At 33.1% G+C, this 12,850-nt stretch carries 14 protein-coding genes; all 14 read right to left on the reverse strand.

Annotated elements, in window-relative coordinates; translation table 11 throughout:
• The gene (locus tag PHE88_07260; protein ID MDD5687611.1) at positions 1 to 783 is read right to left on the reverse strand and encodes an ATP-binding cassette domain-containing protein; all 783 of its coding nucleotides are present in this window, start codon (positions 781 to 783) and stop codon (positions 1 to 3) included.
• Positions 773 to 1,504, reverse strand: coding sequence for a L,D-transpeptidase (locus PHE88_07265; GenBank protein MDD5687612.1), 732 nt, complete (start codon positions 1,502 to 1,504; stop codon positions 773 to 775). Before PHE88_07265 ends, PHE88_07260 begins: the two co-directional genes overlap by 11 nt.
• A gap of 135 nt (positions 1,505 to 1,639) precedes the next feature.
• A complete protein-coding gene (locus PHE88_07270; protein ID MDD5687613.1) occupies positions 1,640 to 2,404 on the reverse strand; it encodes a L,D-transpeptidase in 765 nt (254 codons plus the stop codon).
• Positions 2,401 to 3,348 (reverse strand): ABC transporter ATP-binding protein, encoded by a 948-nt coding sequence (locus PHE88_07275; GenBank protein MDD5687614.1) that lies wholly within the window; start codon positions 3,346 to 3,348, stop codon positions 2,401 to 2,403. Before PHE88_07275 ends, PHE88_07270 begins: the two co-directional genes overlap by 4 nt.
• A 5-nt stretch (positions 3,349 to 3,353) precedes the next feature.
• Positions 3,354 to 4,184 (reverse strand): ABC transporter permease, encoded by an 831-nt coding sequence (locus PHE88_07280; protein ID MDD5687615.1) that lies wholly within the window; start codon positions 4,182 to 4,184, stop codon positions 3,354 to 3,356.
• Positions 4,185 to 4,317: 133 nt separating this feature from the next.
• On the reverse strand, positions 4,318 to 5,292 hold the full coding sequence (locus tag PHE88_07285) for an ABC transporter permease (protein MDD5687616.1): 975 nt from the start codon (positions 5,290 to 5,292) through the stop codon (positions 4,318 to 4,320).
• Between the two features lie 122 nt (positions 5,293 to 5,414).
• Entirely contained in the window at positions 5,415 to 7,037 is a 1,623-nt protein-coding gene (locus PHE88_07290) for a peptide-binding protein (GenBank protein ID MDD5687617.1), read from the reverse strand.
• 12 nt (positions 7,038 to 7,049) lie between these two features.
• Complete coding sequence (locus PHE88_07295; GenBank protein ID MDD5687618.1) at positions 7,050 to 8,342, reverse strand: pitrilysin family protein; 1,293 nt, start codon at positions 8,340 to 8,342, stop codon at positions 7,050 to 7,052.
• Positions 8,343 to 8,346: 4 nt separating this feature from the next.
• Complete coding sequence (locus PHE88_07300; protein ID MDD5687619.1) at positions 8,347 to 9,645, reverse strand: pitrilysin family protein; 1,299 nt, start codon at positions 9,643 to 9,645, stop codon at positions 8,347 to 8,349.
• 20 nt (positions 9,646 to 9,665) lie between these two features.
• Complete coding sequence (locus PHE88_07305) at positions 9,666 to 10,115, reverse strand: hypothetical protein (protein MDD5687620.1); 450 nt, start codon at positions 10,113 to 10,115, stop codon at positions 9,666 to 9,668.
• A 46-nt stretch (positions 10,116 to 10,161) separates the two neighbouring features.
• Positions 10,162 to 10,401: an Lrp/AsnC ligand binding domain-containing protein gene (locus tag PHE88_07310; GenBank protein MDD5687621.1), complete on the reverse strand. Its 240-nt coding sequence runs from the start codon at positions 10,399 to 10,401 to the stop codon at positions 10,162 to 10,164.
• Positions 10,402 to 10,451: 50 nt separating this feature from the next.
• Positions 10,452 to 11,111 carry an NAD(P)H-hydrate epimerase gene (locus tag PHE88_07315; GenBank protein ID MDD5687622.1) on the reverse strand — a complete coding sequence of 220 codons (660 nt, stop codon included), beginning with the start codon at positions 11,109 to 11,111 and terminating at the stop codon, positions 10,452 to 10,454.
• Positions 11,081 to 12,097: a galactose-1-phosphate uridylyltransferase gene (locus PHE88_07320; protein MDD5687623.1), complete on the reverse strand. Its 1,017-nt coding sequence runs from the start codon at positions 12,095 to 12,097 to the stop codon at positions 11,081 to 11,083. The genes PHE88_07315 and PHE88_07320 overlap by 31 nt, the downstream gene beginning before the upstream one ends.
• Positions 12,098 to 12,157: 60 nt before the next feature.
• Positions 12,158 to 12,847, reverse strand: a complete 690-nt coding sequence (locus tag PHE88_07325) for an endonuclease V (protein MDD5687624.1) — start codon at positions 12,845 to 12,847, stop codon at positions 12,158 to 12,160.
• Positions 12,848 to 12,850: the final 3 nt, after the last annotated feature.

Below are 12,850 nucleotides of genomic sequence, written 5' to 3' on the forward strand. Positions count from 1 at the left end.
CTATACATTTAAAATCGGTATTGATGAAACTAAATTTTGCGTATAAGGATTTTTTGCGTTGTTTATAATTTCACTTGGTTTATCTTGTTCAACAATCTTACCGTTCTGCATCACTGCAATCTCATCCGATACTGACCCTAATAAATTCAAATCGTGAGAAATTATGATATACGATAACCCCAAATTATCCTTTAAATCCAGGAAAAGATTCATAATCTGTGCCTGGACTGAAATGTCTAAAGAAGAAACGGGCTCATCTGCAACAATTATTTCCGGTTCTACTGCTAATGCCCTTGCAATTGCAATCCTCTGCCTTTGACCGCCTGAAAATTGGTGAGGATATTTTTTTAATGAAGCTTCGGGTAAACCGACAAACCCTAAAATCTCTATTGCACGTTTTTTTATCTCATAATTTTTGTTTGTTGTTCTAATTGCTTCAAATATCATTGTTCCTACAGTAAGTTTTGGATTAAGCGAAGAAAACGGGTCCTGGAAAATCATCTGAATTTTACGGGCAAGTTCAATTCTTGTGTAACTTAATATATTTTCATTATCTATAATAATATCGCCTGAATCAGACCGTATAAATCCTACAATGATTTTAGCAAGTGTCGTTTTTCCGCTTCCCGATTCGCCTGCTATTCCTAAAACTTTCCCTCTTTCCAAAGCAATTGAAACCTTTTCAACTGCTTTTACTTTAATAGGCGCACCTATGAATAATGTTTTTTCAATTAAAAAACTTTTACTTACATCAGTGGTTTTTAAAACTAAATTATTCAACATATAATTTATTGCCTACATAAATAGAATCATAAAATTTCTTCATAGCTTTTGTATTCAACTGTATGCAAACATGATTTATCGTATCGTGATACTTATAATTTTTTGATTTATCATGTATTATGAGAAAATCAGTGAAATAGATTGCATAATTTCCAAGAGCTCCTGTCATTAATCTTTCAGGGGAATTCTCAGCTGGGATTTCTACTGTTATATCCTCAAATGTCCATACCGGTCTTATCGGCGTAGGCATTTTTTCTTTTGCAAGTACTTTTAATATTTTCTTATCAATTTCACTCTTTAAAAAGTCTTGTACAAATTTTTTATAAACAGGTATATCTGACACTATCTTTCCTCTCTTGACAAGTTTCAATCTGTTTGATGTCGTGTCAAATATTATTTTAGTTGTAAGTATGTTAAGTTGTCCATTAAGCAATCTATTCTCTTTAAACAAAGCTTTATACTGTTCCATTAACGATTTTTTCTCATTTTCAAGGCTTGGTATCATATCCTGCTTTATTACTTCTACATCGCTGTAATCGGATTGGATTAATATCAATTCATAATTTTTCTGATTTGAAAGCATTTTCAATTGCTTGTTTAATTCTGATGTTTCATGTTCCATTGCATTGGTATAACTTGGAAGTTTTAAATGTATAAATAAAGCTATACCAAATATAAATAATATACAAATCCTTAATATAATCCTAAAAAATTTAATCACTATACCCTCGTTTCATTTAAACCTGTAATTACCCTTATTTTATATCAAACAAACCCTATGAAAATTCTATAATATCCCCCCCCTCACCTTTCGTCCTCTCCCCTGTGGGGAGAGGAAAGAGGTGAGGGGTAAGTCTTAATAAATATATACAACAGTTTTATTGATTTTTACAATGTTATATATATATTCCAAATCAACTGCTCCTAACCGGATGCAGCCATGCGAAACCGCCCTTCCTAAAAATTCCTCTTTTTGGGTTCCATGAATCTTATAACCAAAACCTAAATCCATTGCATATTTGCCAAGTTCCCCTTCTACTCTTCTTTCCGGAGCATTTAGCAGCGGTATATCCTTTTTATCTTCTAAAAATGCCCAATCGGGCTTAACCCAAATCGGGTTTTCTATCTTACTTTTTATTACAAAAACACCCCTTGGTGTAATAAATTCCCATTTTCTTCCTGTTTTTTTATCTACAATCGTCCCGCCTTTACCTACGGAACATTTTGCTTCTTTTATAATTTGCCCTTTTTGCTTAACATAAAGAACATTTTCTTTAGTATCTACAAGAATGTAAATATCTTTACTGTTAATAATTTCATTTATTCTACCAGATGTCAATAAATTTTCATTTGAATAATATATACTTTTTTCAATTAAGTTTTTATTATTTTCAATTAATAAAAGTTGCCTGCTTTTCAATATATTTGATTGTTTATATATTTTATTTCTTTCCTTTTCTATTTGCTTAATATCCTTGGAGATATAGTATATTTGTCTTTTCACAGGATTATATTCATTTCTTATACTCAGGAAATTGTAAATATCTATAACTGCCATTACAACTACTATAGCTATCGCTAATCCAAAAATAATATTTATTATTTTCTTTAATATTTTCATGGGTTAAAACACCTTAATTTCCTATTATCATTCTCAACCAACTGTGGAACGTTCTTTAGGCATTTTTCTATTCTTCTCGGACACCTTGGATTAAACTTGCAGCCATCCGGCAACAATGCAGGTTCAGGAACATCCCCCGGTATTGTGTTAAACCTTGTTTGTTTCACATTTGCCTTAGGAATTGCCGACAAAAGTGCTTTAGTATAAGGATGAAGCGGATTTTTTAATATTTCTTTTGTATTACCTTCTTCAACAATTTCACCTGCGTACATAACAATAATTCTGTTACACAAGTCAGAAATAATCCCAAAATTATGAGTGATAAATATTATTGTTAAATTAAGTTCTTTCGAAAGTTTCTCAAAGAGTTTAAGTATTTCTTTTTGAATTGTTACATCCAGGGCAGTAGTCGGTTCATCCGCAATAAGAATTTCAGGATTAGGTGCAAGAGCCTGAGCAATCATAACCCTTTGCCGCATTCCGCCTGATAGCTGGTGCGGGTAGGAATTTCTTATTCTTTCAGGATTATTCAACTGGACCATTTCTAAAATCTTATTTATTTTATCTTCCGAATAATCCTTATTGTGTGCTTTAAGAGTTTCTCTTATCTGTTCGCCAATTTTTATTACAGGATTTAACGATGACAACGGGTCCTGAAAAACAAAGCCTATTTTAGCACCTCTGATTTTTCTTATTTCATCACCTTTTAGTTGTAGAATATCTTCACCATAAAAGGATATTTTTCCATTTGAGATATTCGCTTCTTTAGGTAAAAGATTTATTATAGAAAGCCCGAGCGTTGTTTTTCCGCAGCCGGACTCGCCAACTATTGCAAGAGAATCGGTTTTGTTTAATGTAAATGAAACGTCCCTAACCGCAGGTATTGATTTTTCCCCTACTTTATATTCAACAAAAAGATTTTTTATAGATAAAATATCAGGCATATTGTTTAACTCGCTCTCGGGTCAAAAACATCCCGCAATCCTTCACCTAAAAGATTCCAGCCAAGAACCGTTATTAAAATGGCTAGCCCCGGGAAAAATGAAAGCCACCATGCGATATGTATATAATCCTTTCCGCTTGTCAAAATATTTCCCCATGATGGCGTTGGTGGTTGTACCCCAAGCCCTAAAAAGGAAAGTCCTGATTCGGTAAGTATGGCTGCGCCAACCCCTAAAATACTTGCAACTATTACAGGTGCCATAACGTTCGGCAAAATATGAACAAAAATAATTTTTCTCTTTTTAAGTCCAAGCCCTTTAGCGGCAGTTATAAAATCGCGTTCCTTTATTGAAAGTGTTTCGCTGCGAACTAACCGCGCAAGACTTGGCCAGGAAGTAAGCCCTATTACAATCATTACATTATAAATATTCGGTTCTAAAAAAGCTATTACCATTAAAATCAAAAAAAATGTCGGAAAGCATAACATCACATCGACAAATCGCATGATTATAGCATCTGTTTTTCCGCCAAAATAACCGGATATAAGCCCAAGAATCGTTCCGATAATAACAGAAATGCCTACAGCGATAATACCGACTGATATAGAAATACGTGTCCCATAAATCATTCTTGAAAAAACATCCCGACCTATCTCATCAGTTCCTAAAATATGACTTTTTGACGGTGGCTGCAATCGTTCTATAATATTTCCTTCAATTGGATTATTAGTTGAAATCCATGAAGCGAAAATTGCGATTAAAATTAAAGAAATTATTATTAAGGTTCCTGTAACTGCGAGCTTATTTTTAAATAATTTATTTAAATATATTTTTAGCATAAATATTTAACTTACAATTCCCTGTGGCTTGCATAGGGTCACCTTATGTCATTCCCACGAAAGTGGGAATCCAGAAGATAAAGAAATAGATTCCGTGTCAAGCACGGAATGACAGAATAACAAAAGGGAGTGTTCATTTTCTATACCTTATTCTTGGATCTACGTATGCATATGTTATATCTGCTATCAGATTGCCAAGCAGTGTTAAAACCGCTACAATAGTTCCCACACACATAATAACAGGATAATCTCTTGACATTATCGCTTCGTATCCAAGCCGTCCCATTCCGGGCCAGGCAAAAATTGTCTCAAAGATAAAAGAACCGCCGATTAAATCCGGAAGGGTAAGACCAATAATAGTAACTATAGGAATAAGTGCGTTTCTCAATGCATGTTTAAAAATTACAGATGTTTCAGATAAACCTTTTGCCCTGGCAGTCCTTATATAATCCTGATGCAACACTTCGAGCATTGCGGATCTTGTATATCTTGAAAGTCCTGCAAGTCCTGTAAATGCTGATATAAAAACAGGTAAAACAAGGTGTTTTGCAAGATCTGATATTTTCCCGAAAACAGTAAGTTCGTCAAAATTTATTGAACGAAAACCTGAAACTGGAAACCATCCCAGCTGAAGTCCAAATAAAATCATCAAAAGTATAGCCAGCCAAAACGTAGGAATTGAAAATCCGATAAAAACGCTAACAGTTGTAATTTTGTCAAAAAAAGAACCTTTTTTTACAGCGGAAAAAACACCGATAGGGATTGCAACAATAAAAATAAGTATTATTGAAAAAAAGTTCAAAAGAAGGGTTGCAGGGAAACGTTCTACTATCTTTTTTATTACCGGTCTGTCATCTTTGAATGATTTACCAAAATCAAGTTTTACTAACCGTTTAACCCATAACCAGTATTGGACATAAATAGGTTTATCAAGACCATAAATAGCAACCAATCTTTGTTTTGCTTCTACACTGATTTTTTGGTTCATATCGGTCAAAACATCAGTCGGTTTCCCGGGTGATAGATGCATTACAAGAAAAGTCATTATTGTTATACCAAAAATAACGGGAATCATAAGAAGCAATCGTCTAAAGACATAATTAATCATAAATTAGTCCTATTGTTTATTTTCAAACCTTTTCGCCAAAAGTCATATAATATTCCCCCTCATCTTTCATCTTCTCCCCTTAGGGGAGAAGAAAGAGTTGAGGGGTAGCATAGTCCTGTGGTTTATTCCTGTATTGTGTATTTCTGTTTTTCTTTTGGGACGTACCATTCCTTAAAATTCCAGCCAATACCCAAAGGGGCGACTTCCGGACCAATAAATCTTTTATGAATTACAGGAAGCGCATCTGCAATATACAGGAAAGTATAAGGTTGTTCATCAGCCAATATTTCATGCATTCTTCTATAGATTTTCTGTCTTTTCTTTATATCAAAAATTACACGTCCTTCTTCTAAAAGCTTATCAATTTCTTTGTTTTCATAAGATATGAAATTATATTGTCCTTCCTTCCTTTGTGACGAATGCCATATTCCATACTGGTCAGGGTCCCTTGATAATGCCCAGCCTAAAATTATAGCATCAAAATTCTTCTTATCAACATATTGATGAATGAATGTTGACCATTCTAAAATTCTTATATTAACTTTTATGCCTACTTTTTTAAGATGTTCCTGTATCAATTCGGCAGCTATTGACCGTGATTTATTACCCTGATTGGTAATTAGCGTAAATTCAAACTTTTTGCCATTTTTATCAAGCCAACCGTCATTATCTGAATCTTTCCAGCCGAAACTTTTAAAAATATCTTTTGCCTTTTCAGGATTATATTCATAGTCTTTTACGTCAGGATTATAAGCCCAGCTTGTCGGCGGAAAAGGACCGGTTGCAGGAACACCATAACCGAGTAATATACCGCCTATTATTTCCTTTTTATTTATTGAATAGGCAATTGCTTGTCTTATTTTCTTTTCCTTAAAAAGCGGGTTTAAAAGGTTATATGCGAGGTAAGAATACCCGAACGACGGATACCTAAACTTATTATAATTTTTGAAAAAACTCTGATAAGCATTATACTGGTCGGGTGTTAAACCCATGGAATCTATTGTTTCACTTCGCAATTCTAAAAACTGAACTGACTCGTCCGGAATAATTCTATATATATATTTTGCTATGTTTGGCCTGCCTTCAAAGTAATCAGAATTTGCTTCAAGCACTATTTTTTCGTCTGTTTTCCACTCAACAAATTTATAAGGTCCAGTGCCAATCGGTTTCCTGTTTGCCGGATGAGTATTAAAATCAACGCTTTCTCCGTTTTTAGCGGAAAATATATGTTTTGGTATGATTCCCATTCCCCATGATATTAGACCGGGTGAAAACGGTTTTTTATATGTAATCTTTATTTTATGCGGGTTAATTATTTCAAACTTTGTTACAAGTTCAAAATCGGAAGAATAAGGCGTTTTTACTTTCGGGTCGATAAGTTTTTCGTAAGTAAATTTTACATCTTCTGCTGTAAACGGTTGTCCATCATGCCACTTAACATTCTTTCTTAAATTGAAAATTATTACTTTCCCGTCATCAGATACATTCCATGATTCTGCCAAATCACCTACTATTATTATATTTTTATCGTATTTTACCAGACCGTTGAAAACAAGATTGTTAATATCGCCTGATGCAGAATCTGAAGATAAGACAGGATTCAGATATGAAGCATCTCCAATTGATGCCTCAATATAATAATCTCCAAAAACCGATTTAGATACCAAGGACTTTTCAATAACAGGTTTTTTACATCCGCTAAAAGAAATTAAAATGATTAAAAAAGAAATTAACAATTGCCGCATTAATATTCCCTGTTATTTTATTATTACTGTTGTTAATTTATCAACGTTAAAATATTTACCGCAAACTTCTTTAATATCAGCTATTGAAACATTATCAATATCATTTAAATATTGCATATCGTAATTATATCCTTTTCCCATAACTTCCCACCAACCGAGATACCATGCTTGTCTTTGAATTGTCCTGTGTTCGAGCAAATAAGTGCCTTTAAGATATTCCTTTGCATTTTTTAGTTCTTCTTCATTGACTTCTGATATCTTTTTTAACTCTTCCTGAAATGTCCGCTCAACCAATCCTATATTTTCTTTTGATGTCCCTGCATATAACACAAAAGCGCTAATTTCTTTTCTTGTCGGGTAAAAAGAATCTGCTTCATAAACTAAACCATTTCTTTCTCTTAATGCAGTGAAAAGCATGGAACCCATCCCATTTCCGACAAGAGCGTTAATAAGTTTGATTGTGCTGTATTCTTTCTGATTAATACTTGGTGCAACAAAACCTGACATAATATACGATTGTTGAAATTTTCCTGAATATATTTTTCGTGACGGATTTGACCAATTATCCTTAAATTGTTTTTGACTTAAAGCTTTTTCTTCGCTTTCAATGATTTTTATATTACCAAAATATTTCCTAACAAGCATTTCTGCTTTTTCAAAGTCAATATCACCGGCAATAGATAATACCATATTCCCCGGTTTGAAACATTTTCTGTAATTGTCTGATATTTGAGAAATGTTGATTGAAGAAACAGTAGATTCATAACCTTCTACAGGTTTATGATACGGCTGATTTTCAAATATTGCTTCATTAAACTGGTCATATGCAACATCAAATATATTATCTGACTTTGATTTAATTGCTGCAATTGTTCTGTTTTTCTCTTTTTCTAATTGTTTTTCGGGAAAAGAAGCGTTATTTATAACATCACTGAAAATATCAAAAGCTGAAACGATATTTTCTGAAGGTACAATCATTGATACTCCCACAAAATCATTTGAACAGCTTGCTGAAATACTTTCACCTAGCAACTCCGTTTCAATTGCAATCTTTTCAGAAGTGCGGTTAACCGTACCTTCCAGCAGTAAATCAGCCATAAGATTAGTCAGTCCCGCTTCTTTATCTGATTCACTTGCAGACCCTCTTTTTATAAATAAATTTACAGATACTAACTTAATTTCCTTTTTCTCTAAATGAATTAAAGTAAAACCGTTTTCTAACTGTATTTTGTTAATCTGAGCAGAAAGAATAGAAACAAGAAGCAAGAAATAAGAAGTAAGAAACAAGAATAATATTTTTTTCATAAAATTATGGTGTAATTACAATTGTCGGTATATCCGGAAATATTAAATACTTTGAAATTACTTTCTTTATGTTAGATGTTGTCACCTTTCTTACGTTTTTCACATAACTCTCCGGAATATTTTTGTTCCCCAAAACAGCATAAAATCCTAATTCTTCCGCTTTACCGTCCGGCGTTTGTAATTGTAATAGTTTATCTCTTATTAAGAGTATTTTTGCCCTATTTAGTTCCTCGTCGGAAACACCATTCATTGAAATATCCAGCAGCTCAAGTAAAATCCTATTTGATAAAGTTGATACATTCCCGGGTAGACATTGTGAATAAACGTAAAACAACCCCGGTCCTTCCTGGGTTACAAAAGACGACGTAATATTAAAGGCAAGTCTGGATTCTTCAACGAATTTCTTATTCAATCTCGATGCTTTACCGTTACCCAATATATAAGATGCAATATCTAATGAAAATTGATCTTTGCTGTTTATGTTTGCTGCCGGAAAACCTAATAAAATGTAAGCCTGAGAGACATCTCTTTTAATGATTTTTTTTGATAACTTTTTGGAAACATTTAAATCTTTTGACGAAAATATTCTTTTCTGGCTTTTAATTTTCGGTAATTTTCCAAAATTATTACTTAATACAGCTAAAACTTCGTTCTTTTCATAATTTCCTGTCACTACAATAAAAATATTTTCAGATGTGTAGAATTTCTTGTGAAATGCCAGTAAATCACCTCTTTTTAAGTTTAAAATAATTTCTTCAGTTCCAATAACTCTTTGCGCATATTTAAGCGGAGAATAAACCTGTTCGTAAAATTCATTAAAAAGCTGTGATTGAGGATTATCATCTTTTCTTTTAATTTCTTCAACAACGACATGTCTTTCTTTTTCTATCTCTTCAGCCGGAAATTCCGGGTTCAAAATAGCATCTGTTAATATCTCAACTGCTTTTAAACAATAACTGCTTGATACAATAGTGTAAAAATATGTGTAGTCCAGAGATGTAGCTGCATTAATAATTCCGCCTATTTTTTCGATTTCAGGGGCAATTTCTTTTTGTGTCCTTGTTTTAGTTCCTTTAAAAATCGTATGTTCTATAAAGTGAGATATCCCGGATTCTTCTTTACTTTCATCTACAGCGCCTGCTCTAACCCATACCTGAATCGCTGATAAAGAGGAATTTTTGTCGCTGTCAAAAATAACATTTACACCATTTTTCAGCTTAATGTATTCGGAATATACGTTGGAGATAAATAACAGTGAGCTAAAAAGGATAACAAAAAAAATACTTCTAAGGACAATTTTCATATTAATATGGTTTTGGAATATTACTTTTTACTTTTAGATTTTATCTTCTTTATTTTTACTGTTTTCTGACCTACTTTTTTTATTTTATTGATTTTTGCCGGTTTTTTTATTTTTATTTCCTTTTTTTCCATTTCTTCTGATATTAATTCAATTGCTTTCTCTGCCTTTGATTTCTCAGCTGCAACAAAAACAACGACATCTTTTTTACCGCAGGAAAACTCTTTTTCAATTGCTTTTTTCTCAGCTTTGCTAATCCCATAGTGAGGAAGTTCATCTGTTGATATAAATCCGCCTATTTTCGCTTTTTTAGATATTTCCAATTGCAAAGTATCAGAAAACTTAACATCGTCGATTAGCAATTTTGCTTTATTTTTGATTTTAACCCCGAGAACAATCGCTCCTGAAGCCACAAGATTCTTAATAAGATTTGATTCTGTTTTCTGCAGGATTTTAGTGATATCTTTTATCATATTATCCCCCTGACACAAGCGGTTTACACGCTTGTGGTAAAATAACTTATATTGCTGTTGTTAAAAGTGTTTCTGTTGAAGAGACACCTATTGTCGCACGTATTTTATGAACAACCAGGGTTGTCAAATCCTGTATACTATTTGCTTCAACATCTATAACTAAATCCCACCTGCCCAGTACAGCACTGATATGTGTTATACCTTTTATGCTTCTTAGTTTATTAAGTGCTTGTTTTTCTTTACCTGCAACTAACCGGACCATTATAATCCCACTAGCCATTGCCATTTTTGTCACCTCCCTATTAACGAAAGAATTAAGAATTCAGGATTCAGGACTCAGAATACAGAATTCAGCTTAATACCTATATCAACGACATAAATCTTACCTGATAACTTTTTACCATCGTTTAAAAGTAGTCCTTGTTTCATGGCTGTCATAGTAACAGTGACTTTTGCCTTTACTGCAGCTCCCAAACTAAATCCTGTGTCGGTATCTATGCCTGATGGTATATCAATTGATACTACGGGTTTCTTCAATGAGTTTATTTTTTCAATTACTTGTTTATATGGTTCCCGTATTTTACCGCTAATTCCGATGCCCAGTAGCGCATCAACAATTAAATCTGTTTTAAAGTATTTTAATTTATCTGAATATAAATTAATAATCGGAACTTTGATTTTTCTTATAATTTTCAGATTAAGCCGTGCAATATCTTTATACTTATTTTCTTTCTGTATAATAAATACTTTTACTTTTACATTTTTATTAAAAAGATGTCTTGCAACTACAAAACCATCACCACCGTTATTCCCGCCACCGCAGAATATTGCTACATGTTTTGGATGAAATCTTTTCAAAATAATTTCTGCTACATTTTTTCCGGCGTTCTCCATTAGAACAACCGGTGGAATTAAATGTTTTTCAACAGCAATTCTTTCAAAACTTCGCATTGCTGATACTGATATTATTTTGCATCTCTTAATAATTTTGCGCATATTTCCGGGAAAAGCGGCTGAATATGGAATCCGGAACCCCATTCAAAGCCTGTGATTTCACTAACCTGAGGACACACTTCAATATGCCAGTGGAAATCATCAAAAATAGTTTTCCAATGACCCTGTTCTTCTCTCATATACGGTATAGTATGCAGTATATAATTCAAAGGCGGGTCATTTAAAGCAATAGATATTTTTGACAAGGTGTTTTTAAGAATCTGTGATAAATTTTTCAATGATGAATCATTTTCTAACCTGTAATCGGCATTGTGGTTTTTTGGTAAAATAAGCAATTCAAAAGGAAATTTCGCTGCAAATGGTACAAAAGCAATATAATCTGAATTTTCATCAACAATTCTGGTTTTATCCTTTTGCTCTTGCCTGATAATATCACAAAAAAGACATCTTTCTTTATAAGAAAAATATTCTTTTGCAGATATCAACTCGTCATGTATTGCTTTAGGTATAAGAGGAAGAGATGCAAGCTGGGAATGTGTGTGTCCGTATCTGAAAGGCGATTTTGGTCTTTGATTTTTAAATATAAGCGTATATTTCAGCCGTTCATCATTATTTAAATCTCTCAGCCGTGACTGGTAAACTTTAAAAACAAGCTGTATTTGTTCAACGGGTAAATCACAAATATTCTTTATATGCTGGGGTGATTCAATAATCAATTCATGAGCTCCGATATTATTCATCAAATCATAAATTCCCCGCCCAACTTTACCCATTTCACCGTCAATTTTGAATGCTGCTGATTTTGATGGTACTACTCTTACCTGCCAACCGGGCATATTAGGACGTGTATCAAATTTTCTTATTGAATATATTTCAGGAAGTGTTTGGCTTTCGTTGCCGTCACAAAAATAACAAATATTGTTAAGTTCTTTTTGAGGAGCTTTTAAAGATACTAAAAACTCTTCTTCACTTTGCGTTCCGGTAATAACCCATTTTTGTGTTACTAAATCCCGTCTTAATTCAGGCATATTTTACCTTCCTTTCTAACACTTTCTTTGCTCGTGCAAAATTATATAATTTTTCTTTTGTTATGTCAATTCACTTTTTGCTTCATTGTGTGCCAATCTTAAAGGTTCCGGTATGCGATATTTACTAAGACATTTAAAAACGACATCTGCGCCAATACCAAATCCTATCCGGTGTCCTTGTGAAATAAATATAGGTTTCGTATATATTTTTGAGCGCATGCAAGTACCAATAAGAGTTCCGGCATCATCTTTTAAAAAAGTATAAGCTCCTTTTAATCCCGGCGGCGGTTCATCATAATTACCATACAACAAAGATTTAGCACAACCGATTGATGGTTTGTCTAGGACAACTCCGAGATGCGACGCAATACCAACACCTCTCGGATGAGCAATTCCTTGCCCGTCAAATAAGAATATGTCCGGTTCAGTTTTTAATTTTTTAATTGCTTCTATCAAAACAGGACCTTCCCTGAAAGAAAGATATCCCGGTATATAAGGAAACTTGAATTTCCCTTTATATTTTATTTTAACTTTTTCTAAGACATTCAATGTTTTTATGTCTAAAACTACAATTGCTGCATATATTTGCTGTTCACCTTTTGAATAAGAAACATCACAACCAGCTACCGTATTTATCTGCGAAACATCCTCATAATCACTTTTGAATTCTATTTTATTTGAAATATTTTGTTGAATAACTTTTGCCTCTTGAACACTGAAAGGTACTTCAAATTTATTTTTTATTTTCATATT

The sequence above is a fragment of the Elusimicrobiota bacterium genome, from assembly GCA_028718185.1.
Classification (GTDB): Bacteria; Elusimicrobiota; UBA8919; order UBA8919; family UBA8919; genus JAQUMH01.

Coding starts and splice junctions, on each gene's coding strand:
- PHE88_07260 (MDD5687611.1), bottom strand. CDS start 783: ATGTTGAATAATTTAGTTTTAAAAACCACTGATGTAAGTAAAAGTTTT.
- PHE88_07270 (MDD5687613.1), bottom strand. CDS start 2,404: ATGAAAATATTAAAGAAAATAATAAATATTATTTTTGGATTAGCGATA.
- PHE88_07275 (MDD5687614.1), bottom strand. CDS start 3,348: ATGCCTGATATTTTATCTATAAAAAATCTTTTTGTTGAATATAAAGTA.
- PHE88_07280 (MDD5687615.1), bottom strand. CDS start 4,184: ATGCTAAAAATATATTTAAATAAATTATTTAAAAATAAGCTCGCAGTT.
- PHE88_07285 (MDD5687616.1), bottom strand. CDS start 5,292: ATGATTAATTATGTCTTTAGACGATTGCTTCTTATGATTCCCGTTATT.
- PHE88_07290 (MDD5687617.1), bottom strand. CDS start 7,037: ATGCGGCAATTGTTAATTTCTTTTTTAATCATTTTAATTTCTTTTAGC.
- PHE88_07295 (MDD5687618.1), bottom strand. CDS start 8,342: ATGAAAAAAATATTATTCTTGTTTCTTACTTCTTATTTCTTGCTTCTT.
- PHE88_07300 (MDD5687619.1), bottom strand. CDS start 9,645: ATGAAAATTGTCCTTAGAAGTATTTTTTTTGTTATCCTTTTTAGCTCA.
- PHE88_07305 (MDD5687620.1), bottom strand. CDS start 10,115: ATGATAAAAGATATCACTAAAATCCTGCAGAAAACAGAATCAAATCTT.
- PHE88_07310 (MDD5687621.1), bottom strand. CDS start 10,401: ATGGCAATGGCTAGTGGGATTATAATGGTCCGGTTAGTTGCAGGTAAA.
- PHE88_07315 (MDD5687622.1), bottom strand. CDS start 11,111: ATGCGCAAAATTATTAAGAGATGCAAAATAATATCAGTATCAGCAATG.
- PHE88_07320 (MDD5687623.1), bottom strand. CDS start 12,097: ATGCCTGAATTAAGACGGGATTTAGTAACACAAAAATGGGTTATTACC.
- PHE88_07325 (MDD5687624.1), bottom strand. CDS start 12,847: ATGAAAATAAAAAATAAATTTGAAGTACCTTTCAGTGTTCAAGAGGCA.